General features: G+C 70.1%; 29 protein-coding genes. 4 read left to right on the plus strand and 25 right to left on the minus strand.

Annotated elements, in window-relative coordinates; genetic code table 11:
- Positions 1–103: 103 nt before the first annotated feature.
- Positions 104–844 (minus strand): fructose 1,6-bisphosphatase, encoded by a 741-nt coding sequence (locus JOF37_RS07105; protein WP_210006208.1) that lies wholly within the window; start codon positions 842–844, stop codon positions 104–106.
- A gap of 131 nt (positions 845–975) precedes the next feature.
- Positions 976–1,605, minus strand: coding sequence for a hypothetical protein (locus JOF37_RS07110; protein WP_245338116.1), 630 nt, complete (start codon positions 1,603–1,605; stop codon positions 976–978).
- 67 nt (positions 1,606–1,672) lie between these two features.
- Between JOF37_RS07110 and JOF37_RS07115 the strand changes: the two genes are divergently transcribed.
- The 3 genes from JOF37_RS07115 to JOF37_RS07125 all read left to right on the plus strand — a co-directional run bounded on the left by JOF37_RS07115 (position 1,673) and on the right by JOF37_RS07125 (position 4,813).
- A complete protein-coding gene (locus tag JOF37_RS07115; protein ID WP_271174902.1) occupies positions 1,673–3,472 on the plus strand; it encodes a DUF4012 domain-containing protein in 1,800 nt (599 codons plus the stop codon).
- Positions 3,473–3,485: 13 nt separating this feature from the next.
- The gene (locus JOF37_RS07120; RefSeq protein ID WP_210006209.1) at positions 3,486–4,040 is read left to right on the plus strand and encodes a cell wall protein; all 555 of its coding nucleotides are present in this window, start codon (positions 3,486–3,488) and stop codon (positions 4,038–4,040) included.
- 212 nt (positions 4,041–4,252) lie between these two features.
- Positions 4,253–4,813 carry a hypothetical protein gene (locus JOF37_RS07125; protein ID WP_210006210.1) on the plus strand — a complete coding sequence of 187 codons (561 nt, stop codon included), beginning with the start codon at positions 4,253–4,255 and terminating at the stop codon, positions 4,811–4,813.
- Between the two features lie 96 nt (positions 4,814–4,909).
- Here the strand turns inward: JOF37_RS07125 and JOF37_RS07130 are convergent, their stop codons facing one another.
- From JOF37_RS07130 to JOF37_RS07140, 3 genes are read right to left on the minus strand one after another with little or no spacing between them, the layout of a single operon-like run.
- Positions 4,910–5,578: an endonuclease/exonuclease/phosphatase family protein gene (locus tag JOF37_RS07130; protein WP_210006211.1), complete on the minus strand. Its 669-nt coding sequence runs from the start codon at positions 5,576–5,578 to the stop codon at positions 4,910–4,912.
- A gap of 32 nt (positions 5,579–5,610) precedes the next feature.
- Entirely contained in the window at positions 5,611–6,444 is an 834-nt protein-coding gene (gene truA / locus JOF37_RS07135) for a tRNA pseudouridine(38-40) synthase TruA (RefSeq protein ID WP_210006212.1), read from the minus strand.
- 3 nt (positions 6,445–6,447) lie between these two features.
- Positions 6,448–7,335 (minus strand): PfkB family carbohydrate kinase, encoded by an 888-nt coding sequence (locus JOF37_RS07140; RefSeq protein WP_210006213.1) that lies wholly within the window; start codon positions 7,333–7,335, stop codon positions 6,448–6,450.
- Between the two features lie 119 nt (positions 7,336–7,454).
- Here JOF37_RS07140 and JOF37_RS07145 point away from each other — a divergent pair, with 119 nt between their 5' ends.
- Positions 7,455–9,338, plus strand: a complete 1,884-nt coding sequence (locus JOF37_RS07145; protein ID WP_210006214.1) for an acyltransferase family protein — start codon at positions 7,455–7,457, stop codon at positions 9,336–9,338.
- Here the strand turns inward: JOF37_RS07145 and JOF37_RS15770 are convergent.
- The 20 genes from JOF37_RS15770 to rplN all read right to left on the minus strand — a co-directional run bounded on the left by JOF37_RS15770 (position 9,332) and on the right by rplN (position 21,427).
- The gene (locus JOF37_RS15770; RefSeq protein WP_210006215.1) at positions 9,332–10,378 is read right to left on the minus strand and encodes a GNAT family N-acetyltransferase; all 1,047 of its coding nucleotides are present in this window, start codon (positions 10,376–10,378) and stop codon (positions 9,332–9,334) included. The two genes, JOF37_RS07145 and JOF37_RS15770, sit on opposite strands and share 7 nt — an antisense overlap.
- A 99-nt stretch (positions 10,379–10,477) precedes the next feature.
- On the minus strand, positions 10,478–11,047 hold the full coding sequence (gene rplQ, locus JOF37_RS07155; RefSeq protein ID WP_210006216.1) for a 50S ribosomal protein L17: 570 nt from the start codon (positions 11,045–11,047) through the stop codon (positions 10,478–10,480).
- 28 nt (positions 11,048–11,075) lie between these two features.
- A complete protein-coding gene (locus tag JOF37_RS07160; protein ID WP_210006217.1) occupies positions 11,076–12,065 on the minus strand; it encodes a DNA-directed RNA polymerase subunit alpha in 990 nt (329 codons plus the stop codon).
- Positions 12,066–12,187: 122 nt separating this feature from the next.
- Positions 12,188–12,586, minus strand: a complete 399-nt coding sequence (gene rpsK / locus JOF37_RS07165; protein WP_023954078.1) for a 30S ribosomal protein S11 — start codon at positions 12,584–12,586, stop codon at positions 12,188–12,190.
- Positions 12,587–12,620: 34 nt separating this feature from the next.
- Complete coding sequence (gene rpsM / locus JOF37_RS07170) at positions 12,621–12,995, minus strand: 30S ribosomal protein S13 (RefSeq protein WP_056371363.1); 375 nt, start codon at positions 12,993–12,995, stop codon at positions 12,621–12,623.
- Between the two features lie 151 nt (positions 12,996–13,146).
- Positions 13,147–13,263 carry a 50S ribosomal protein L36 gene (gene rpmJ / locus JOF37_RS07175; RefSeq protein ID WP_005050492.1) on the minus strand — a complete coding sequence of 39 codons (117 nt, stop codon included), beginning with the start codon at positions 13,261–13,263 and terminating at the stop codon, positions 13,147–13,149.
- Between the two features lie 64 nt (positions 13,264–13,327).
- Entirely contained in the window at positions 13,328–13,549 is a 222-nt protein-coding gene (gene infA / locus JOF37_RS07180) for a translation initiation factor IF-1 (protein WP_017201569.1), read from the minus strand.
- A gap of 178 nt (positions 13,550–13,727) precedes the next feature.
- A complete protein-coding gene (locus JOF37_RS07185; protein WP_210006218.1) occupies positions 13,728–14,414 on the minus strand; it encodes a DsbA family protein in 687 nt (228 codons plus the stop codon).
- 11 nt (positions 14,415–14,425) lie between these two features.
- Positions 14,426–15,259 (minus strand): type I methionyl aminopeptidase, encoded by an 834-nt coding sequence (gene map, locus JOF37_RS07190; protein WP_372445427.1) that lies wholly within the window; start codon positions 15,257–15,259, stop codon positions 14,426–14,428.
- On the minus strand, positions 15,256–15,843 hold the full coding sequence (locus tag JOF37_RS07195; RefSeq protein ID WP_210006219.1) for an adenylate kinase: 588 nt from the start codon (positions 15,841–15,843) through the stop codon (positions 15,256–15,258). Before JOF37_RS07195 ends, map begins: the two co-directional genes overlap by 4 nt.
- Positions 15,840–17,165 carry a preprotein translocase subunit SecY gene (gene secY / locus JOF37_RS07200; protein WP_210006220.1) on the minus strand — a complete coding sequence of 442 codons (1,326 nt, stop codon included), beginning with the start codon at positions 17,163–17,165 and terminating at the stop codon, positions 15,840–15,842. The genes JOF37_RS07195 and secY overlap by 4 nt, the downstream gene beginning before the upstream one ends.
- A 132-nt stretch (positions 17,166–17,297) precedes the next feature.
- Entirely contained in the window at positions 17,298–17,789 is a 492-nt protein-coding gene (gene rplO / locus JOF37_RS07205) for a 50S ribosomal protein L15 (RefSeq protein ID WP_210006221.1), read from the minus strand.
- Positions 17,789–17,974 (minus strand): 50S ribosomal protein L30, encoded by a 186-nt coding sequence (gene rpmD / locus JOF37_RS07210; protein ID WP_023954062.1) that lies wholly within the window; start codon positions 17,972–17,974, stop codon positions 17,789–17,791. Before rpmD ends, rplO begins: the two co-directional genes overlap by 1 nt.
- A complete protein-coding gene (gene rpsE / locus JOF37_RS07215; protein ID WP_372445428.1) occupies positions 17,974–18,672 on the minus strand; it encodes a 30S ribosomal protein S5 in 699 nt (232 codons plus the stop codon). The genes rpmD and rpsE overlap by 1 nt, the downstream gene beginning before the upstream one ends.
- Positions 18,669–19,028, minus strand: a complete 360-nt coding sequence (gene rplR, locus JOF37_RS07220; RefSeq protein WP_210006223.1) for a 50S ribosomal protein L18 — start codon at positions 19,026–19,028, stop codon at positions 18,669–18,671. The genes rpsE and rplR overlap by 4 nt, the downstream gene beginning before the upstream one ends.
- Positions 19,029–19,030: 2 nt before the next feature.
- Positions 19,031–19,567: a 50S ribosomal protein L6 gene (rplF, locus tag JOF37_RS07225; protein WP_210006224.1), complete on the minus strand. Its 537-nt coding sequence runs from the start codon at positions 19,565–19,567 to the stop codon at positions 19,031–19,033.
- 4 nt (positions 19,568–19,571) lie between these two features.
- Positions 19,572–19,970 (minus strand): 30S ribosomal protein S8, encoded by a 399-nt coding sequence (gene rpsH, locus JOF37_RS07230; RefSeq protein ID WP_210006225.1) that lies wholly within the window; start codon positions 19,968–19,970, stop codon positions 19,572–19,574.
- Between the two features lie 133 nt (positions 19,971–20,103).
- On the minus strand, positions 20,104–20,694 hold the full coding sequence (gene rplE, locus JOF37_RS07235; protein ID WP_210006226.1) for a 50S ribosomal protein L5: 591 nt from the start codon (positions 20,692–20,694) through the stop codon (positions 20,104–20,106).
- Between the two features lie 2 nt (positions 20,695–20,696).
- On the minus strand, positions 20,697–21,056 hold the full coding sequence (gene rplX / locus JOF37_RS07240) for a 50S ribosomal protein L24 (RefSeq protein WP_178012758.1): 360 nt from the start codon (positions 21,054–21,056) through the stop codon (positions 20,697–20,699).
- A gap of 2 nt (positions 21,057–21,058) precedes the next feature.
- Positions 21,059–21,427: a 50S ribosomal protein L14 gene (gene rplN, locus JOF37_RS07245; RefSeq protein ID WP_210006227.1), complete on the minus strand. Its 369-nt coding sequence runs from the start codon at positions 21,425–21,427 to the stop codon at positions 21,059–21,061.
- Positions 21,428–21,430: the final 3 nt, after the last annotated feature.

Genomic DNA, 21,430 nt, shown 5'->3' on the forward strand with positions numbered 1-21,430 from the left:
AAGCGGCGGTGTGTGCCGGAATCCATTGTGGAACGACCGGTGCTCAGACGGGCCGAAGGGAACCGCAATTTTCGCGCAAGGATCGGCGCCGCCGGAGCGCGCGTCAGGGGGTCGCGGACGGCGTCGGGGCGGAGGCCTGCGCCTGATCGGCGGAGAAGATCGCCACCGGCAGGTACTGGTACACGGTCTGCTGCATGAAGCTCGCGTCGTCGTTCGCGTTGCCCTCGACCCAGACGGTCATCGCGAACTCGAGCGTCATGCCGTAGGTGTCGACCGGCAGCCCGTGGATGACGGTCTCGGGCACGTACAGCCCGCCCTGGAAGCTGTTGAGCAGCAGGCCGCGGTCCGAGCGGATGGTGTCGGAGGGCACCAGGGTGCGCGGGTCGGCGCTGAATTGGAACGGGCTCTGCACCTGTCCGGAGGTCTGCGCGGTCTGCGATGTGATCGAGATCGACGAGATGAACACGCGGCGCTTCTGCGACAGCACCGACTTCTCGTCGACGCGGTTGTCGTGGACGTTCACCGCGAACCCGAAGGTCTTCTCGGCGTCGGCGGTCCATTCCTGCGTGCGCTTGGGGTTCTGCGCCCACACATCGAGCCGCAGCTCGAGGTCCTGCGCGACGTCGGACGACAGCGCCACCGAGCCGTCGTAGGTGAACTGCGAGTTGAAGGCCATCGCCGGCGACTCCGACGGAGCGGGTGCGGGGACGGCCGACACCGGCTCCCCCTGCACGGTGTTGATCATGTCGGCGACCTGCGTGCAGCCGCTGAGCACGGCGAGGGAGAGGGCGAGACCGCCCGCGGCGACGGCGGTGCGGAGGGGGAGGGAGCGGCGCGGAGACATGCGAGACCAGGGCTTTCGAGACGGGACGCCGGCGTCGAGTGTCCGCGGGCTCGGCCATACAATCACCCGTCAGGGCGCCGCATCGGCGACTTGGGCGACTCTTCAGTCGGTCTTGCGGCGACCTTGAGCTTTCAGCCCGCGGGCTCCTGCGCCGCGATGGCGACGGTGAGGCTGTCGCTCGCGGTCTGCTTCGCGTACTCGCTCGAGGTGGGCGTCGTCTGCACCAGGAAGTCGTAGGTGAACCGGAGCGTGACGAAGGTCGCGTCGGGCGGCACCTCGCCGACGTAGAACGTCTGCGAGTAGCTGTAGGGCGAGAGCACGAGGTAGCCCGGGTTGGTGGCCGACTGATCGGCACTGGGCTCGAGCGGTCCGAGGTCGCCCTCGGCGTTGCCCGGCACCGCGATCATGGTGGCCTTCTGCAGGTACACCCGCTGACCGTCATCCGGCGACACCGTCGTGACGAGCGACAGGCTCACGGGCTTGAGCGCGCTCGCCGACCAGCGGTCCATCGACAGATCCGACCAGTAGTTGAGGGATGCCGTCACAGCCCCGGCCGTCACCTGACGCTCGGTCGACCCGCTCGAGAGGTCGTTGGGGACGGGCGGCGGCACCACCGAGCGCGAGACGCTCGGCGACGGCGCCGGCTCGCCCGATCCGGTTTCCCCTCCGCCGGAGGGAAGGTTCCACGGCGCGGGCCCGCAGCCCACGAGCGCCACGGCGGTCACCGTCATCGCGGCGGCCGTCGCCCAGCGTCGCATCATCGTTCCTCCCGGTCCCCGTAGCAAAGTGTACGCACGCGCACGCAGGCTGGCCGCCTAGAGTGTTCGGGTGCCGAACGCCGTCTCGTCCCGGCCCCTGCGGAGGGCGCAGCTCGCGCTGATCGCCGTGGCCGCCGCATTCCTGCTCGCCGTCGTCGTCCTCGCCGCGTGGGTGGGCATCCGCGGGGCCCTGGCCTATGGCGAGCTGCGCGAGGTCGAGTCCTCCGCCCGCACCGCCGTCGACTCCATCGCCGATCCCGCCGCGGCGGCCCCGCACATCGCCGACGTCGCCGAGCACGCCGCGAACGCTCGCGACCTCACCTCCGACCCGCTGTGGCGGCTGGCCGAGGGAGCGCCCTGGATCGGCCCGCAGCTGAGCGCGGTCGCCACGATCGCCGCGGCGGCCGACGACGTGGCCCGCGACGGACTCGTACCGCTCGCCGACGTCGCGTCGGCGTTCTCGGCCGACGCCTTCCGCCCCGTCGACGGCCGCATCGACACCGCGATCTTCACCGAGATCGCCGGTCCCGCGCGCGCCGGCGCCGACACCGTGGCCGATGCGGCGGCATCCGTGTCCGCGCTCGATGACACCCCGCTGCTGGCCCCGGTGCGGTCGGCGGTCGACGAGGTCGCCACCCTGCTCGACACCGGCGCCACGGCGACCGACGCGCTCGCCCGCGCCGCGACCCTGCTGCCCGCGATGCTGGGCGCATCGGGCGAGCGCACCTACCTCGTGGCCTTCCAGAACAACGCCGAGTGGCGCTCGATGGGCGGCATCGTCGGCGCGATGGCCGTGATCCGCACCGCCGACGGGCGCATCGAGCTCACCGGCCAGGGCTCGTCGTCGGACTTCCGCAACTTCGGCGAGCCGGTGCTGCCCCTCGACCCCGAGATCGAGCGCATCTACGAGACGCGTCCGGGCCGTTACATCCAGAACGTCACCCAGATCCCCGACTTCACCGTCGGCGCACCGCTGGCCCGCGAGATGTGGCTGCGCGAGAGCGGGCAGTCCGTCGACGGTGTCATCGCCACCGACCCCGTCGCCCTGTCGTACATCCTCGAGGCGACGGGCCCCGTCGAGCTGCCGACGGGCGACGTGCTGTCGTCCGAGAACGCCGTCGCGCTGCTGCTCAACGACGTCTACGCGCGGTACGAGGATCCGCGGGCACAGGATGCCTTCTTCGCGGCGGCCTCCGCGGCGGTCTTCGAGCGCCTCGCCGCCGGCGCCGCCGACCCCGCGACGCTCATCAGTGCCCTCGGCCGCGCCGGCGACCAGCGGCGGCTGCTGCTGTGGAGCGCCGTGCCGGAGGACCAGGCCGTGCTCGCGGACACGACGCTCGCGGGCACCCTGCCCGCGAGCGATGACGACACCGCCGCCTTCGGCGTGTTCCTCAACGACGGCACCGGCTCGAAGATGGACTACTACCTCACCGCCGACACCCGGCTGACGTGGGGCTCGTGCACGACCGACGGCCGCGGCGCCGGCGCCGCTCCGCTCACGCTCGACGTCACTCTCACCAACAACGCCCCCGCCGATGCTGCCACCGCACTCCCCGAGTACGTCACGGGCGGCGGCGCGTTCGGGGTGCCCCCGGGGGTGGCGCGGACGGTCGCCTATCTGTACCTCCCCGAGGGCTACGCGCTGTCATCGGCGGTCCGATCCGACGGCGCCGGCTTCGGCGGCGGATCGCACGCCGGCCGGCAGGTCATGGTGTTCTCGTCAGACCTGGCTCCGGGGCAGTCGGTGACCGCGACCCTCACGGTGACCCCCGATGGCGGCGTCGGCGTGTCGAGCGCCTCCGCCGCCGTGACGCCGACCATCGACGCGAATCGGCCCACGATTGTTGTCGCCGGGTGCGGCGGGGCATAGACTCAGCCCCATCATGCGCCGCACCGCCTCTTTCGCCGCCGCTGCGGCCCTCGCCGCCGCGATCGTCGCGCTTCCCGCCGCGGCATCCGCGTCGACGACCGGTGCGACCATCTACCCGCCGACGAACTCGTGCACGACGACGCCGAGCACGTTCGTCGCCGGCAGCACCGTCGAGTTCGCCTGCGCCGACGGCACCTTCGGCCCCGACGAGGCCGTTACCATCACCGTGCGCGGTGAGAACGGCGCCGGCGTCGTGTTCGCCCGCGCCTCCTTCGCCGTCACCACCGGCACCACGGTCCGCGAGTCCACCGCCAGCGGCGCCCTCGAGCCCGTCGCGCTGACCTTCCCGGCCGATGCCGTCGGCGTCTACAACATCGAGGCGATCTCCGCCTCGTCCGCCGGCGGCACGGCGAGCGCGTCGGTCACGACCGAGGCCGGCCTGCCCGCCACGGGTGGCGACGCACGCACGGCGCTCGGCCTGTGGGTCGGGGGCGGCTCGCTGGTCGCGGCCGGCGCCACGATCGCCCTCGCCGCGGCCGTCCGTCGGGCGCGCGACGCGCGCATCTGACGCGGCGTTCAGCCACCTTCGGCACGTTCCGCCCGCAGCCGCGGCGCGTCGCTTCCGATCCGGATCGCGAAATGTTAACGCGATCGAAACCTTGAGGGTTGCACATCGGAGCGATTTCCCTGGATACTTGCTGAGACCACTCCTGACGTAATCCTTAGCATTTCGTTTCCGTTGGGTGTGCGCCTTTGGACATCCCCAGGAAAGCAGGACTCATGAAGAACCGTTTCATCAAGGCGGCGGCCGCCACGGCCATCGCTGCCGCGGCTGTCTTCGCAGCCCCCGCGATCGCCAACGCGTACACCCCGGCGCCCGTCGGCGGCTCGTCCGCGACGATCGCTCCGGGTGGCAGCGCAACGCTCGCATTCGACGACTTCCAGCCGGGCGAGGCCGTCACCGGCACCCTGACGGGTGAGAACGCCGCCGCCGGCAGCGTCGCATTCGTCAAGTTCGCGGTCACCTCGACCAGCACCACCAAGACGGCCAACGCGGCCGGCGAGGTCTCCTTCGTGGTGACGCTCCCCGCCAACGCGACCGGCACCTACACCTTCGTGGCCGACGGCGCCGTCTCCGACGCCGCCACCGTCACGATCGCTGTCCCGGCCGCGGCCGGCGGCGGCAGCACCGGCGGCTCGGGCACCCTGCCCGCCACCGGTGGCGACAACGCCGCTCTCCTCGGCCTGTGGATCGGCGGTGGCGCTCTCGCCCTCGCCGGTGGCAGCATCGCCGTCGCGAGCACGGTCCGCCGCCACCGCAACGCGGAGGTCGCTGCCTGATCAGGCGCAACGCATGACGGATGCCCCGGAGCTTCGGCTCCGGGGCATCCGTCGTTTCGCGTCTCGGGTGGCCGGGGTCAGCCGGCCTGCGGCGGGTCAGCCGGCCTCGGCCGTGACGAGGATCGGCAGGTGGTCGCTGCGCCCCTGCGGCAGCGTCTGCACCCGGGCGATGTCGAACCCGACGCTCGTCGCGAAGTCATAGTGACCGCGGAAGAACTTGTAGCGCGTGTACGTCCGCGCGTCGCTGAGGGTCAGCTCGTACCCCTGCTGCCGCACGACCTGGCCGAGGTTCTCCTTGAACACGGGGTAGTTGTAATCGCCGACCATGAGGATCGGCAGCCCCTCGCCCAGCTCGCTGAGCGAGGTCAGCGCCGCCTGGATCTGGTTGCGCCGCAGCGAGTTCAGCGCCGTCAGAGGGGCGGCGTGGAAACTCGCGACGATGAGGTCGCGACCGTGGTCGATGTCGCGCAGCCGCACACCCAGCATGCGCTCCTCCGCGGGCTTGAGCACGCGGTCGTGCAGCGACTTCTTCAGCGCGAGCGAGCGGACCTCGACGGCGCGGTAGGTGTTCTCGCGGTAGTACACGGCGAGCCCGAGCCGGTTGCGCGCGGTCGCCTCGGCCAGGCGAAGGCCGCTGATCTCGTCCGGGATGCCGGCGGTGTCGGCCTCCTGCAGGCACAGCACGTCAGCGGCGTGCTGTTCGACGAGGTCGGCGAGTTCGGATGCCGCGCGGTGCTTGCGCAGGTTGTACGAGATGACCTTCATGGTCAGGTCAGGCTACGCCCGCAATCTTTCGGTCAGGTGTCGGTTGCGCGGCGCGCGCGGGTCTGCTCCGCTCGCGCCGCGAGCAGCTCGTCGGCGGGGTAGCCGACCTCCGTCAGCGTGAGCCCGCGCGCCGCCAGCACCGGGAACGCGCTCGTGCGGGTGCGGGCGTCGCGCAGCGCGGCGACATCCGCCACCTGGAGCCGCCCCTCGCCGACCGCGACGCACGCGCCGACGAGCGCCCGGACCATGCTGTGGCAGAAGGCGTCGGCCTTCACGTTCGCCACAAGGACGCCCGTGTCGTCGCGCCGCCAGTCGAACTCCAGCAGGGTGCGGATCGTCGTGGCCTCGGGCCGCGGCTTGCAGTAGGCAGCGAAGTCGTGCAGTCCGGTGAGGCTGCGGGCCGCGGCATCCATCGCCGCCACGTCGAGGGCGGCGGGGACGAACGTCGTCCGGAACCGCTCGAGCGGGTCGTAGCCGGTGGCCCGGTCGGCCACCCGATAGGCGTACCGCCGCCACACGGCGGAGAACCGGGCGTCGAAGCCGGCGGCGGCGACGGACGTCGCGCGCACGTGCACGTCGGCGTAGCGGCCGAGCACCCCGTTGAGCCGCGCCGCGAGGGACGACGGCTCCGGGTCGCGCCCGCGGCCGAGCCGCGCCGCCTGCGCGTCGCTGAGGTCGAGGTGGGCGACCTGACCCGACGCATGCACGCCGGCGTCGGTGCGCCCCGCGACCACCAGCTGCGCCTCTCCACCCAGCACCCGCGTCACGGCGGCCTCGATCGCGCCCTGCACGGTCCGCAGCTGCGGCTGCCGCGCCCACCCCGAGAACGCCGTGCCGTCGTAGGCGATGTCCAGTCGCAGACGCACCCGTCAGGCTTCCAGCTCGGCGCGCGTGGGCGGGTTCGCGCCGGGACGCGACACGGTGATCGCGGCGGCGCGCGCGGCGAACTGCAGGGCCGCGCGCAGCGCGTCGGCGTCCGCCGGCACCCCGCGCTCGACGAGCGTCGCGATGAGACTCGCCATGAACGAATCGCCCGCGCCGATGGTGTCGGCGACGGCGACCGTCGCACCCGGCACCGTGACGAGCACGCCGTCCGGCGCCCGTCCGATCGCTCCCTCGGCGCCCCGCGTCATGACGACGGCGCCGGTCCCCCACGCCGCGATGGTCTCGAGCACCTCATCCGCGGGGGCGCCGGGCCACAGCCACGCGGCATCCTCGTCGCTCAGCTTCACCAGATCGGCTGCCGCGGCGGCGCGGGCGAATCGCGCCAGCGCGGCGTCGTGCGCGCCGACGAGCGCCGGCCGGATGTTCGGGTCGACCGTGACGATCGCACGACCGCGCGCAGCCTCGAGGGCCGCGAGACACGTCTCGCCGCCCGGGTCGAGGAACAGGGCGATCGACCCGGTGTGCACGAGGACGGTCTCGCCACCGTCGTCGGGGGCGACGACCCCGGCGACGGCGAAGGTGTACTGCGCCGAGCCGTCGGCCTGGATGCGCGCGTGAGCGCTGTCGGTGGCGGCATCCGTCCACGCCGTCTCGGAGATCTCGACCGCCGACGCCCGCAGGTGGGCGGCGATGCGCTCACCGCGCGCGTCGCGGCCCAGCCGCGTGGCCAGCCGCACCGGAACGCCCAGGCGCGAGACCCCGACCGCGACGTTGGCGGGGCTGCCCCCCACGTGCTCGCTGACGCTGCCGGCCGACTCGACGACGTCGACCAACGCCTCGCCCAGCACGAGGACCTCCGCAGAGCCCATCATCCACCTCTCACCGAACGCGATCTGCGCCCCACACCCGGTCTACCACATCGCCTCGGGGGCGCCGTCTACACTGGGATGCCGCCGACGCCCGTCCCCCCGACGCCCCCGGACATCGCCGTATGACTTCACCTCCGCTTCCGCGCGCCCGCATCGCCGGGCTCGACGGCCTGCGCGCCCTCGCCGTGCTGCTCGTCGTCCTCGCCCACCTGTTCCCCGCCGGCCCGCTGCGCAACGGCTACATCGGCGTCGACGTGTTCTTCGTCCTCTCGGGCTTCCTCATCACGAGCCTGCTGCTGCGCGAGAGCGCCCGCCACGGCCGCATCCGCCTCCGTCGCTTCTGGGCGCGGCGCGCCCGGCGCCTGCTGCCCGCGCTCGTGGCCGTCGTCACGGTGAGCGCGTCGCTGGCGTGGGTCGTGGGCGGTGACGTCCTCGTCGACATGGGCAGACAGGTCGTCGGCGCAGCGACCTTCTCGTACAACTGGGTCTCGCTCGCCGGGGGCACCGGCTACTTCGCCGCGACCGACCCCGAGCTCTTCCGCAACCTCTGGTCGCTCGCCGTCGAGGAGCAGTTCTACCTCGTCTGGCCGCTCGTGCTGCCGTTGTTCCTGCTGCTGCCGGGGCGACGTTCGCGCACCGCCGTCGCGTCGCTGCTCGCCGCCGCCTCGGCGGCCTGGGCCGTCGTGAGCCTGTCCTCCGGCGCCGACCTGACCCGGGTCTACTTCGGCACCGACACGCACGCGTTCGGGCTGCTCCTCGGCGTCGCTCTGGCGTTCCTCCTGCAGGGCGCGGTGGCGCGACGGGCATCGATCGCCGGCGTCGGTCCGGTCTGGGGCGTGGTGGTCGGCTCGCTCGCGGTCGCCGGCCTCGTCGCCACCGCCGTCATCACCGGCGCTGGCGACGCGGGCGTCACCTTCCCCCTCTCGAGCATCGTCGCCTCGCTCCTCACCGCGGTCGCCGTCGCGGTGGCGGCGTGGCCCGGGTCCTGGTTCGGGCGCGCACTCGACATCGCTCCCCTGCGGTGGATCGGCGAGCGGTCGTACGCCATCTACCTGTGGCACTGGCCGCTCGTCGTCCTGGCGACGTTCCGGCTGACCGGGGCCGGACCCGACGTCGCGGTGCCCGTCAGCGTGGGTCTCGCCGTCCTCGTCGCGACGCTCGCCCTCTCTGCGGGGTCGTACCACTGGCTCGAGCAGCCCGTGCGCCGTCACGGCTTCCGCGGCGCGCTCCGCCTCGCCCGCGCCAACCTGCACGCCCGGCCCGCGCGCCGCCTCGCGACCCTCGCCGTGGCCGCGCTGGCCGTCGTCGCCCTCGGGGGTACGACCGCGGCCGTGGCGGTGGCTCCCGCCGAGACCTCGAGCGAGACCGCCGTCGACGCCGGCCGCGCCGCCCTCGAGCAGGCGCAGCGCGACGCGGCGGCCCATCCCGCGCCGACCGCGCAGGCGGTGGACGGCTCGCAGGTGACGGCCGTGGGCGATTCGGTCATGCTCGCCTCGGCGCCCGGCCTGCTCGCCGAGATGCCGGGCATCGACGTCGACGCCGAAGTATCTCGGTCGCTGGGCGCCGGCGCCCGCATCATCGAGAACCTCGCCGCCTCTGGCGCGCTGCGCCCCTACGTCGTCGTGGGCCTGGGGACGAACGGTCCCGTGTCGGGCGAGGCGCTGCAGCGCATCGTCGACGCCGCCGGACCCGAGCGATCCGTCATCCTCGTCAACGCGTTCGCGCCGCGGGACTGGATCCCCGGCGTCAACCGCGACCTCACCGCCTTCGCCGCGGCGCATCCGCGCGTCGTCGTCGCCGACTGGGCCGGGGCGATCGCGGGGCGCACCGACCTGCTCGCCGCCGACCAGATCCACCCGGGGGCAGAGGGCGGCGCGATCTTCGCCCGAACCGTGCGCGAGGCGGTCGCCGGGGCCGAGACTCAGCGGGCGACCGCCGCGTGGGCCGCCGAGCGCACCCGCACGTTCCTGCTGGAGCTGTTCGAGGGGCGTGGCGCCGATCAGTAGTGCCGGACGAGCACCCGGTCGCGCTCGTACGAGGTGAAGCCGAGTCCGCCGTAGAGCGCGTTCGCGCCCGTCGGGCTCTCGGTGTCGACGTCGAGCACCGCCGTGCCGAGCCCTGCATCGCGCATCGCCGTGAGCGACCGCGCGATGACGCGCGGGGCGAGACCCCGGCGCCGGTGCGAGCGCACGACCCCGACGAGGTCGATGTACGCGTTCGGACCGAGCATCTCGAAGTCCTCCTCGTTGACCGAGGCGAGACAGAACGCGACGATCCGCCCGTCCTCGAGCGCGAGCGTGCACAGGTCGGGGCGCAGCAGCGGCCCCCCGATGAACTGCTGCCACCGCTCCGGCGAGCTGGGGAGGCTCCCCCAGTGATCCCGGAAGGCGTCGTTGCGGGCCGCTCGGGCGTCCTCGGCGCGGTCGGACGTGAACGGCACCAGCTCGATGCCGGGCACAGGCTCGAGCTCGGGGATCGGCTCGCTCAGGTCACGGTGCATCGTCGAGAACCAGCGCTCGGTGCGATAGCCGTGCGCCTCGGCGATGCGCTCGAGCGCGGCATCCTTCTCGGACGCATAGATCTGGATCTGCGCCGGGAGCGCGGCGACGGCCTCCGACGCCGTCGCCGCCTCGACCAGCTGCTGCTCGGCGCGCGCGTGCTGCCACGCGAAGAGCGCCGCGCCAATGCCGCGGCCGCGGCGGTCGGGGCGCACCGCGCCGCTGAGGTGAACGTGCAGGTGCTCGTCGCGCGAGGGGTGCAGCGTGACGGTACCGACGGCGACCGCCTCGCCCTGCGCGTCGAACGCGATCAGGGTGTCGCGGAGGGGGTCGACGTGCGACAGCTCGAACCGCTCGGCGACCTCGTGTCGCGGCGTGGTCCAGGTCGGGTGGTCGACGCGGTCGGCCGCGACCTGCACGCCGTGGATCGCGTCGACGTCGGCGACGGTCGCGCCGCGCCACTGCGCGACATCGGGATGCGTGGGCAGCACCGGATCGGATGCCGTCCCGACGCGTTCGGCCAGGCTCCTCGCGTTGTTCTCGCTCACGTCACCAGCCTCGCACACCGCGCCGCTCGCGCGGGAACGGCGACGGGCCCGCACCCTCTGAGCGAGAGATGCGGGCCCGTCGGACGCGGTGACGCGTCGTTACTTCGTGTCGTCCTCGGCGGGAGCCTCAGCGGCGTCCTCGGCCGCAGCCTCGGCGGCTGCGCCCTCCTCCGGCGACTCGGCGCCGGCGTCGGCGGCGGTGTCGTCGGCCGGAGCCTCGGTGGTCTCCTCGACGGGAGCCTCCTCGACCGGAGCCTCCTCGGCGGCGGGGGCGGTGGCCGACTTCTTGGCCGACTTCGGCTTCGGGTTCACCGGCTCGAGCACGAGCTCGATGACGGCCATGGGGGCGTTGTCGCCCTTGCGGTTCCCGACCTTCGTGATGCGGGTGTAGCCACCCTCGCGCTCGGCGACGAGCGGCGCGATCTCGGCGAACAGCTCGTGCACGACGCTCTTGTCGCCGATGACCGACGCGACGCGACGGCGAGCGTGCAGGTCGCCGCGCTTCGCGAACGTCACGAGACGCTCGGCGTACGGACGCAGGCGCTTGGCCTTGGTCTCGGTCGTGGTGATCGACTTGTGCGTGAACAGGGCCGCGGCGAGGTTCGCGAGAAGCAGGCGCTCGTGGGCGGGGCCGCCTCCGAGGCGGGGACCCTTGGTGGGCTTAGGCATGTCTTGTTACTCCAGAAGAAAGGGGGGCTCAGAGGTTCTCGTCGTCGTATCCGCCGTAGAAGTGCGCACCGTCGAACCCGGGGACCGAGTCCTTCAGCGACAGGCCGAGCGAGACGAGCTTGTCGCGCACCTCGTCGACCGACTTCTGACCGAAGTTGCGGATGTTCATGAGCTGGGTCTCCGAGAGGGCGACCAGCTCGGACACCGTGTTGATGCCCTCGCGCTTGAGGCAGTTGTACGAGCGGACCGACAGATCGAGGTCCTCGATCGGCATCGACAGCTCGTTGGTGAGAACCTCGGCGACCGGCGCGGGGCCGATCTCGATGCCCTCAGCCTCGACGTTCAGCTCGCGAGCGAGACCGAACAGCTCGGTCAGGGTGCGACCGGCCGACGCGACGGCGTCGCGGGGCGAGATCGAGGCCTTCGTCTCGACGTCGAGCACCAGCTTGTCGAAGTCGGTGCGCTCACCGGCACGCGTCGCCTCGACGCGGTAGCTGACCTTGAGCACGGGCGAGTAGATCGAGTCGATCGGGATCTGGCCGGCCTCGGCGTACTCATTGCGGTTCTGCGTCGCCGAGACGTAGCCGCGGCCGCGCTCGATGACGAGCTCGAGCTCGAACTTCGCGCTGTCGTTGAGCGTCGCGATGACCAGGTCGGGGTTGTGGACCTCGACACCGGCGGGAGCCGAGATGTCGGCGGCCGTGACCTCACCGGCACCGGTCTTGCGCAGGTACGCCGTGATGGGCTCGTCGCGCTCCGACGAGACCACGAGCTGCTTGATGTTGAGGATGATCTCGGTGACATCCTCCTTCACGCCCGGGATGGTGCTGAACTCGTGGAGCACACCGTCGAAACGGATGCTGGTCACGGCTGCGCCGGGGATCGACGACAGCAGGCTGCGGCGCAGCGCGTTGCCGATGGTGTAGCCGAAGCCGGGCTCGAGCGGCTCGACGACGAACCGGCTGCGGAACTCGCCGATCTTCTCCTCGGTCAGAGTGGGACGCTGTGCGATGAGCACTATGTGTTCCTTTCGATCACGTGCCCGCTATATGACACGTGCAATTCAGTGAGGTGTTGAGTTTTCAAGGAAACGACGGAAGTCCGGATGCCGCGTGGTGCGGCATCCGGATCCGTGTCGGCTCAGACGCGGCGGCGCTTGGGGGGACGGCAGCCGTTGTGGGCCTGCGGGGTGACGTCCTGGATGGACCCCACCTCGAGGCCGGCGGCCGTCAGCGAGCGGATCGCGGTCTCGCGGCCCGAACCCGGGCCCTTGACGAAGACGTCGACCTTCTTGACGCCGTGCTCCTGCGCCTGACGCGCAGCGGACTCGGCGGCCATGCCGGCGGCGTAGGGGGTCGACTTGCGCGAGCCCTTGAAGCCGACGCCACCCGAGGAGGCCCAGCTGATGACGGCGCCCGACGGGTCGGTGATCGAGACGATCGTGTTGTTGAACGTCGACTTGATGTGGGCGTGGCCCAGCGCGATGTTCTTCTTCTCCTTGCGGCGCGGCTTGCGCGCTGCGGACTTGGCCTGTGCCATGTGCGTGTTCTCCTAAACCTGTGGGGGCCGCGCCTTAGCGCGCCTTCTTCTTGCCGGCGACGGTGCGCTTGGGACCCTTGCGCGTGCGCGCGTTGGTCTTGGTGCGCTGACCGCGCACGGGCAGGCCACGGCGGTGGCGCAGGCCCTCGTAGGAACCGATCTCGACCTTGCGGCGGATGTCGGCGGCGACCTCGCGGCGCAGGTCACCCTCCACCTTGTAGTTGCCCTCGATGTAGTCGCGGAGCGCGACGAGCTGGTCGTCGCTGAGGTCCTTGACGCGGATGTTCTCGTCGATCTCCGTCGCGGCGAGGATCTCGTTCGAGCGGGTACGGCCCACGCCGTAGATGTACGTGAGGGCGATCACCACGCGCTTGTCGCGCGGGATGTCAACGCCGGCAAGACGTGCCATGCGGTTCTCCTAGGAGTAATCGAAGGTGTGGAGCAGGATCGGTGCCCGGGCCTTCGTCCCGAGGTGTCCCCCGCCGGCGGGCCGGTGGGTTCTGATCTGCCTGAAGTGTGTTGAGTTGTGGTTGCCGGATGCCGCGTGGCGCGGCATCCGATCAGCCCTGGCGCTGCTTGTGACGCGGGTTCGACTTGCAGATGACCATGACGCGACCGTGGCGACGGATGACCTTGCAGTGGTCGCAGATGGGCTTGACGGAGGGGTTGACCTTCATGATGTTCCTGATTCGCTGTCTTCGCCGACGAGCCGGGGCCCGGGGCGTTACTTCTCGACCGGTCTCAGCGGTAGCGGTAGACGATGCGCCCGCGGGTGAGGTCGTAGGGGCTGAGCTCCACGACGACGCGGTCTTCGGGGATGATGCGGATGTAGTTCTGCCGCATCTTTCCGGAGATCGTGGCGAGGACCTTGTGTCCGTTGCTCAGCTCGACGCGGAACATCGCGTTCGGCAGAGCCTCGGAGATCACGCCCTCGATCTCGATGACACCGTCTTTCTTGGCCATACGCTCGCTTACAGTTGTGCAGACCGGTCGGTCTGCGTTGGATGGGATTTTCGGTGACACGCCAATGACGGCGCAACGCACCAAAGAGCAAGCATACGCGCTACCGCACGCCCCGGCAACTCCGGGGATCTCCCCCGGCGCGTCGCCTCTCCCGAGACGCGCGCCGCGGGCGTCCCGCTCAGTCGAAGAGCGTCGCGAACGAGCCCTGCGCCGGGATCGCGCTGTTGGAGATGACCTCGCCGTTGATCGCGAGCGTCGGCGTTCCGATGCCGCTCGACCCGGGCTGGACGGGCGTCTCCTTCGTCATCGCGGCGACATACGACGCGTACGTGCGGTCCGCGACGCACGAGTCGATACCGGTCACCCCGACGTCCGACGCGATCTGCAGGATCTGCTCATCGCTCAGGCCCGGCGACTGCTCGGCCGGCTGCTGCTCGAACATCGCCTGCATGAAGGGCACCGCGGCGTCGGGATCGGCCTCGGCGACGCAGTACATCGCGTTCGCCGAGCGGGTCGAGAACTCGGTGCCCTGCGAGAAGCGGTCGAGGATCGAGACCGGGTGGATCTTGAGGGTGATCGTGCCGTCCTCGACCAGGTCGAGGATCTCGGGGCCGTAGGTCGTCTCGAACTGGCCGCAGATCGGGCACATGAAGTCGAGGTACGTGTCGAGCGTCTGCGAGCCGTCGCCGACGACGATCGCCCCGGTCTCCTGCTCGATGCCCGAGCCGGTCGGCGGCGTGCCGGGATCGGTCGCGCTGTTGTTCATCCAGACGACCAGACCGATGATGAGCGCCACCACGACGACCACGGCCGTCGACACCCAGATCGCGAACCAGTTGGTCTTGCCCGTCGCAGCAGTCGCCATCACTTCTCTCCTCAGCCGATCTCCGTCGGGACGATTCCATAGGGAGCGAGCCCCGCGGCGCCACCGTCGGGGGCCGTGAGTACCCAGATGCCCCCATCATGCACGGCGACGCTATGTTCCCAGTGAGAGCCGTCCGTGCCGTCGACGGTCGACACCGTCCAGTCGTCGTCCTCGACGAACGTCGCCTCCGACCCCGCGACGACCATCGGCTCGATGGCGAGCACGAGTCCGGGCTTGACCTCGGGCCCGAGGTCGGCGACGCGGTAGTTGAACACCGACGGCGCCTCGTGCATCTTGCGGCCGATTCCGTGCCCGACGTAGTGGCGCAGGATGCCGTAGTCCTCGCCGGACGCCTCGATCGACGTCTGGATCGCGTCGCCGATCTCGGCGATGTGGCGGGCGTTCGCGAGCGCCGCGATCCCCGCCCACAGCGACTGCTCGGTGGCCTGCGACAGCCGCTCCCGCGCGGCGACGAGCTCGGGGCGCGACGGGTCCGGAAGGACGATCGTGAACGCCGAGTCACCGTTCCAGCCGCGGTACTGCGCTCCGGCGTCGATCGAGAGGATGTCGCCCGGCTCGAGCGGACGGTCGTTCGGGATGCCGTGCACGACCTGCTCGTTCACCGACGCGCACACGGTGTGGCGGTATCCGCGCACGAGCTGGAAGTTCGACTCGGCGCCCCGCGAGCGGATCACCTCGGCGGCGACGGCATCCAGCTCGAGTGTCGTCACACCGGGGGCGACGCGCTCGCGCACCGCCTGCAGCGCCGCGGCCGTGATGAGGCCGGGCTCGACCATCGACCGCAGCTGCGCGGGCGACTTGTAGATGGAGCGGCGGCCGATCACGCGGTGATGCCGCGGGCCGCCAGCGCCGCCGTGATGCGTTCGGTGATCTCGTCGAGCGAGCCCACGCCGTCGATCTGGTCGACGATGCCCCGCTCGCGGAAGACGTCGAGGATCGGCGCCGTCTCGTTCTCGTAGATCGCGAGCCGCTTGGCGATGGACTCCTCGTTGTCGTCCGCGCGCCCCTGCTCGGCGGCGCGCTTGGACAGCCGGGCGATCGACTCGTCGCGCGGGACGACCAGCTCGATGACGCCGGTGAGCTCCTCACCGCGTGCCTGGAGGAACGCGTCGAGGTCGCCGACCTGGGCGAGGTTGCGCGGGTAGCCGTCGAGCAGGAATCCGCCGGCGGCGTCTGCCTGCTCGAGGCGGTCGCGCACGATCGCGCTCGTCAGCTCATCGGGCACGAGGTCGCCCCCGGCGATGATCGCCTGCACCTGCTGGCCGAGCTCGGTGCCCTGCTTCACGTTGGCGCGGAACACGTCGCCGGTCGAGACGGCGGGGATGCCCAGCGCCTCGGCGATGCGGATGCCCTGAGTGCCCTTGCCGGACCCCTGGGGGCCGACGATCAACAGACGTGCAGCCGTCATCGCAGCAGCCCTTCGTAGTGGCGCTGCTGGAGCTGCGCATCGATCTGCTTCACGGTCTCGAGGCCGACACCCACGATGATGAGGATGGACGCCCCGCCGAACGGGAAGTTCTGGTTGGCGCCGACCGTCGCGAGGGCGATGAGCGGCAGCAGCGCGATCAGACCGAGGTAGATGGACCCGGGAGCGGTGATGCGGGTCAGCACGTAGTCGAGGTACTCCGCCGTCGGGCGTCCCGCACGGATGCCGGGGATGAAGCCGCCGTACTTCTTCATGTTGTCGGCGACGTCGACCGGGTTGAACGTGATGGCGACGTAGAAGTACGTGAAGCCGATGATCAGCAGGAAGTAGACCGCCATGTAGAACGGGCTGTCACCGGTGGTGAAGTACTGCTGGATCCAGGCGACCCAGCCGGGCACGTTGCCATCGGCATCCGGGGTCTGGTTGAACTGCGCGACGAGCGCGGGGATGTACAGCAGCGACGAGGCGAAGATGACGGGCACGACGCCGGCCATGTTGACCTTGATCGGGATGTAGGTGTTGGTGCCGCCGTACGTGCGCCGGCCCACCATGCGCTTGGCGTACTGGACGGGGATGCGTCGCTGCGACTGCTCGACGAACACCACGAGCGCCACGACGGCGATGCCGACGGCCAGGACGAGGAGGAAGATCTCGAAGCCGCGGGCGATCGCGATCGACCACAGCGCGGCGGGGAAGGTCGCCGCGATCGAGGTGAAGATGAGGATCGACATGCCGTTGCCGACACCGCGCTCGGTGACGAGCTCGGCGAACCACATGATGAGGCCGGTGCCGGCGGTCATCGTGATGATCATCAGCAGCTGCGCGTACCACGCCTCGGACGTCAGCAGCTGCTCGCACTCGGGCACCCCGGCCACGGGGATCAGCTGGCCCGAGCGGGCGACCGTGACGAGGGTCGTGGACTGCAGCAGCGCCAGCGCGATCGTCAGGTAGCGCGTGTACTGCGTGAGCTTCGCCTGACCCGACTGGCCCTCTTTGTAGAGGGTCTCGAAGTGCGGGATGACCACGCGCAGCAGCTGCACGATGATCGTCGCGGTGATGTACGGCATCACGCCGAGCGCGAAGATCGACAGCTGCAGCAGGGCGCCGCCCGAGAACAGGTTCACGAGCGAGAGCAGGCCCTGCGCGGTGCCGCTCTGACCGAGGCAGCTCTGCACGTTCGGGAAGTTCACGAACGGCGTCGGCACGTGCGCGCCCAGGCGATAGATGGCGATGATCGCCAGGGTGAAGCCGATCTTCCGCCGGAGATCCGGGGTGCGGAAGACCCGCGCAATGGCGCTGAACAAGTGGATTCCTCCCAGGGGATGGGCGGCGTCTCGGGACGACACCGTCAACCAGGGTATCCCAGCGCGTTCACAGACGCGCCCCGGGATACGACGAAGCGAGGGCCGGAGCGAACTCCGGCCCTCGCTGGCGCATTACTTGATGGAACCGCCGGCTGCGACGATCTTCTGCTCGGCAGAACCCGAGACCTTGTCGACCGACACGTTCAGAGCCACCGAGATGTCGCCGGTGCCGAGCACCTTGACCTTCTCGTTCTTGCGAACGGCACCCTTGGCGACGAGGTCGCCGATCGTGACGTCGCCACCCTGCGGGTACAGCTCCGCGAGCTTGTCCAGGTTCACGACCTGGTACTCGACGCGGAACGGGTTCTTGAACCCGCGCAGCTTCGGCGTGCGCATGTGGAGCGGCATCTGGCCACCCTCGAAGCCCGCCTTGACCTGGTAGCGGGCCTTCTGGCCCTTGGTTCCGCGGCCCGCGGTCTTACCCTTCGAGCCCTCACCGCGACCGACACGGGTCTTCGCGGTGTTGGACCCGGGGACGGGACGCAGGTGGTGCACCTTCAGCACACCGGGGCGGGCGGCCGTGGTCTCGGCCTTCGCCTTCTTGTCGTCCTTCTTCTCAGCCATCAGTCGATCTCCTCAACCTTCACGAGGTGCGCGACGGTCTTGACGTAACCGCGCGTCTGCGCGTCGTCGGGGCGGACGACCGAGTCGCCGATCCGCTTGAGACCCAGCGAACGCAGCGTGTCACGCTGGTTCTGCTTCTCGCTCACCTTGGACTTGACCTGGGTGACCTTCAGTCGAGCGGCCATCAGGCACCTACCTTCTGTGCAGCGTTCGCCTCGGCCTCGGCACGCACGAGACGAGCCGGTGCGACCTGGTCGAAGTCCAGGCCACGGCGTGCGGCGACCGCACGGGGCTCCTCGAGCTGCTTCAGCGCCTCGACGGTCGCGTGCACGATGTTGATCGTGTTCGACGAGCCGAGCGACTTCGACAGGACGTCGTGGATACCGGCGCACTCGAGCACGGCGCGGACCGGACCACCGGCGATAACACCGGTACCGGCGGCAGCCGGACGCAGGAGCACGACACCAGCGGCGGCCTCACCCTGCACGGGGTGCGGGATGGTCGAGCCGGTGCGGGGAACGCGGAAGAAGTTGCGCTTGGCCTCTTCGACGCCCTTCGAGATGGCCAGGGGCACCTCGCGGGCCTTGCCGTAGCCGACACCCACGAGACCGTTGCCGTCGCCGACGACGACGAGCGCCGTGAAGCTGAAGCGACGACCACCCTTGACGACCTTCGACACGCGGTTGATCGTGACGACGCGCTCCAGGAACTGGCTCTTGTCGGCGTCGCGCGAACCGCGGTCGCGGTTGTTGTTGCGCTCACGGCTGCCGCGACGGGGCTCGCGGGCCTCGCGCTCGACGGGAGCGGTGGCCGCAGCCTGCTCGGTCGTAGCCTGTTCGGTCACAGGGTTCTCTCCGTTGTTGTTGGTCACTGCATCGCTCACAGGTTCAGACCTCCCTCGCGAGCGCCGTCGGCGATCGCTGCGACACGGCCCGCGTAGCGGTTGCCACCGCGGTCGAACACGACGTCGGCGACGCCGGCGGCCTTGGCGCGCTCGGCGACGAGCTCGCCGACCTTGCGAGCCTTGGCGGTCTTGTCACCGTCGAACGTGCGCAGGTCGGCCTCGAGGGTCGACGCCGAAGCGACCGTGTGGCCCTTGGCGTCGTCGACGAGCTGCACGAAGACGTGGCGGGCCGAGCGGGTCACGACCAGGCGCGGCCGCGACTCGGTGCCCACGATCTTCTTGCGAAGGCGGGCGTGGCGACGCGCACGCGCGTCGGACTTGCTCTTCAGAGCCATGCTTACTTACCAGCCTTTCCGGCCTTGCGGCGGACGACCTCGCCCGCGTATCGCACGCCCTTGCCCTTGTACGGCTCGGGCTTGCGGATCTTGCGGATGTTGGCCGCGGTCTCGCCGACCGCCTGCTTGTCGATGCCGCTGACCGTGAGCTTGTTGTTGCCCTCGACGGTCAGGGTGATGCCGGCGGGCGCGTCGACGGTCACGGGGTGCGAGAAGCCGAGAGCGAACTCGACGGACGAGCCCTTCTGAGCCACGCGGTAACCGGTGCCGACGACCTCGAGGCCCTTGGAGTAGCCCTGGGTCACGCCGATGATGTTGTTGTTGATCAGGGTGCGGGTCAGGCCGTGCAGGGCACGCGACTCGCGCTCGTCGTCCGGACGGGTGACGAGAACCTGGTTCTCCTCGACCTTGGCCTCGATGGGCTTGGCGACGGTCAGTCGCAGCTCGCCCTTCGGGCCCGTGACGACGACGTCCTGGCCGGTGACCTCGACGGTCACACCGGCAGGGATGTCAATGGGAAGACGTCCAATACGCGACATCAGATCACCACACGTAGGCGAGGACTTCCCCGCCGACGCCCTTCGACTCGGCCTGGCGGTCCGTGAGGAGGCCAGAGGAGGTGGACAGGATCGCGACACCCAGGCCACCGAGGACCGTGGGCAGCTCGGTCGACTTCGCGTAGACGCGGAGACCGGGCTTGGAGACGCGCTTGATGCCGGCGATCGACCGCTCGCGGTTCGGGCCGTACTTCAGGGTCATCGTGAGGGTCTGGCCGACGCGGGCGTCGGTGACCTCCCAGCCGGAGATGTAGCCCTCCTGCTGGAGGATCTCGGCGATGTGGGTCTTGAGCTTGGAGCTCGGCAGCGACACGGAGTCGTGGTGCGCCGAGTTCGCGTTGCGCAGACGGGTCAGCATATCTGCGACCGGGTCTGTCATCGTCATAGGTTTTATCCTTCGATCATGAGGTTTCGGATGCCGTTACACGACAGCCGACCTTCGATGAATGTCCATATTCAGTTGTGCAGTCGTTCGGCCCCGGAGCACGCCCCGAGGCCGAACGATCGATTGTACCGGATTACGCCTGAGCGTCGGTCGACGTGAACGGGAAGCCCAGCTGACGCAGCAGCGAGCGACCCTCGTCATCCGTCTTCGCCGTGGTGACGATCGTGATGTCGAAACCACGGACGCGGTCGATGCGGTCCTGGTTGATCTCGTGGAAGACCGCCTGCTCCTGCAGACCGAACGTGTAGTTGCCGTGGCCGTCGAACTGCTTGGGCGACAGACCGCGGAAGTCGCGGATGCGGGGCAGCGCGAGGTTCACGAGACGGTCGATGAACTCCCACGCACGGTCACCGCGGAGGGTGACGTGCGCGCCGATGGCCTGACCCTCGCGCAGCTTGAACTGAGCGATGGACTTGCGGGCCTTCGTGACGATGGGCTTCTGACCGGTGATCTTGGTCAGGTCGTCCACGGCGCCGTCGATCACCTTGCTGTCGCGAGCTGCCTCGCCGACACCGGTGTTCACGACGACCTTCACGAGACCGGGGATCTGCATGACGTTGGCGTAGCCGAACTCGTCCTGCAGAGCCTTCTTGATCTCGCTCTGGTACTTCTGCTTCAGGCGGGGCTGGATCTTGCCAGCCGCCGCGGCAGTGGTGCTGCTCATATTCAGAGGTCCTTGCCGCTCTTCTTCGCGTAACGCACGCGGACGGTGCGCTTCACGCCGTCCTTCGTCTTCTCCTCGACGCGGTGACCGACACGGGTCGGCTTCTTCGTCTCGGGGTCCACGAGCTGGACGTTCGAGATGTGGATGGGAGCCTCGAGGGTCTCGATGCCGCCCGTCTTGGTGCCGCGCTGGGTCTGGCCGACACGGCTGTGCTTGGTGACGTAGTTGACACCTTCGACGATGACGCGGTTCTGCTCGACGAGGACCTCGAGGACCTTGCCCTGCTTGCCGCGGTCGCCGCCACGCTCGGGCTTCGCGCCCGTGATGACCTGAACCAGGTCACCCTTCTTGATGTTCGCCATGATCAGATGACCTCCGGGGCCAGCGAGACGATCTTCATGAACTTCTTGTCGCGAAGCTCACGGCCGACCGGTCCGAAGATGCGGGTGCCGCGGGGCTCCCCGTCGTTCTTCAGGATGACGGCGGCGTTCTCGTCGAACTTGATGTACGAGCCGTCGGGACGGCGCGTCTGCTTGACGGTGCGGACGATGACGGCCTTGACGACATCGCCCTTCTTGACGTTGCCGCCCGGGATCGCGTCCTTGACGGTCGCCACGATGATGTCGCCCAGTCCGGCGTACCGACGGCTGGAGCCGCCGAGCACGCGGATGGTGAGCAGCTCCTTGGCGCCGGTGTTGTCGGCGACCTTGAGGCGGGATTCGGTCTGAATCATGAG

It is taken from the genome of Microbacterium imperiale, from assembly GCF_017876655.1.
GTDB classification, from domain to species: domain Bacteria; phylum Actinomycetota; class Actinomycetes; order Actinomycetales; family Microbacteriaceae; genus Microbacterium; species Microbacterium imperiale.

Bases quoted from the DNA above. Each gene is read 5' to 3' on its own strand.
- JOF37_RS07105 (WP_210006208.1), bottom strand. From the start codon at position 844: ATGTCTCCGCGCCGCTCCCTCCCCCTCCGCACCGCCGTCGCCGCGGGC.
- JOF37_RS07110 (WP_245338116.1), bottom strand. From the start codon at position 1,605: ATGATGCGACGCTGGGCGACGGCCGCCGCGATGACGGTGACCGCCGTG.
- JOF37_RS07120 (WP_210006209.1), top strand. From the start codon at position 3,486: ATGCGCCGCACCGCCTCTTTCGCCGCCGCTGCGGCCCTCGCCGCCGCG.
- JOF37_RS07125 (WP_210006210.1), top strand. From the start codon at position 4,253: ATGAAGAACCGTTTCATCAAGGCGGCGGCCGCCACGGCCATCGCTGCC.
- JOF37_RS07130 (WP_210006211.1), bottom strand. From the start codon at position 5,578: ATGAAGGTCATCTCGTACAACCTGCGCAAGCACCGCGCGGCATCCGAA.
- JOF37_RS07140 (WP_210006213.1), bottom strand. From the start codon at position 7,335: ATGATGGGCTCTGCGGAGGTCCTCGTGCTGGGCGAGGCGTTGGTCGAC.
- JOF37_RS07145 (WP_210006214.1), top strand. From the start codon at position 7,455: ATGACTTCACCTCCGCTTCCGCGCGCCCGCATCGCCGGGCTCGACGGC.
- rplQ (WP_210006216.1), bottom strand. From the start codon at position 11,047: ATGCCTAAGCCCACCAAGGGTCCCCGCCTCGGAGGCGGCCCCGCCCAC.
- rpsK (WP_023954078.1), bottom strand. From the start codon at position 12,586: ATGGCACAGGCCAAGTCCGCAGCGCGCAAGCCGCGCCGCAAGGAGAAG.
- rpsM (WP_056371363.1), bottom strand. From the start codon at position 12,995: ATGGCACGTCTTGCCGGCGTTGACATCCCGCGCGACAAGCGCGTGGTG.
- rpmJ (WP_005050492.1), bottom strand. From the start codon at position 13,263: ATGAAGGTCAACCCCTCCGTCAAGCCCATCTGCGACCACTGCAAGGTC.
- infA (WP_017201569.1), bottom strand. From the start codon at position 13,549: ATGGCCAAGAAAGACGGTGTCATCGAGATCGAGGGCGTGATCTCCGAG.
- JOF37_RS07185 (WP_210006218.1), bottom strand. From the start codon at position 14,414: ATGGCGACTGCTGCGACGGGCAAGACCAACTGGTTCGCGATCTGGGTG.
- JOF37_RS07195 (WP_210006219.1), bottom strand. From the start codon at position 15,843: ATGACGGCTGCACGTCTGTTGATCGTCGGCCCCCAGGGGTCCGGCAAG.
- rplO (WP_210006221.1), bottom strand. From the start codon at position 17,789: ATGGCTGAGAAGAAGGACGACAAGAAGGCGAAGGCCGAGACCACGGCC.
- rpmD (WP_023954062.1), bottom strand. From the start codon at position 17,974: ATGGCCGCTCGACTGAAGGTCACCCAGGTCAAGTCCAAGGTGAGCGAG.
- rplR (WP_210006223.1), bottom strand. From the start codon at position 19,028: ATGGCTCTGAAGAGCAAGTCCGACGCGCGTGCGCGTCGCCACGCCCGC.
- rplF (WP_210006224.1), bottom strand. From the start codon at position 19,567: ATGTCGCGTATTGGACGTCTTCCCATTGACATCCCTGCCGGTGTGACC.
- rpsH (WP_210006225.1), bottom strand. From the start codon at position 19,970: ATGACGATGACAGACCCGGTCGCAGATATGCTGACCCGTCTGCGCAAC.
- rplE (WP_210006226.1), bottom strand. From the start codon at position 20,694: ATGAGCAGCACCACTGCCGCGGCGGCTGGCAAGATCCAGCCCCGCCTG.
- rplX (WP_178012758.1), bottom strand. From the start codon at position 21,056: ATGGCGAACATCAAGAAGGGTGACCTGGTTCAGGTCATCACGGGCGCG.
- rplN (WP_210006227.1), bottom strand. From the start codon at position 21,427: ATGATTCAGACCGAATCCCGCCTCAAGGTCGCCGACAACACCGGCGCC.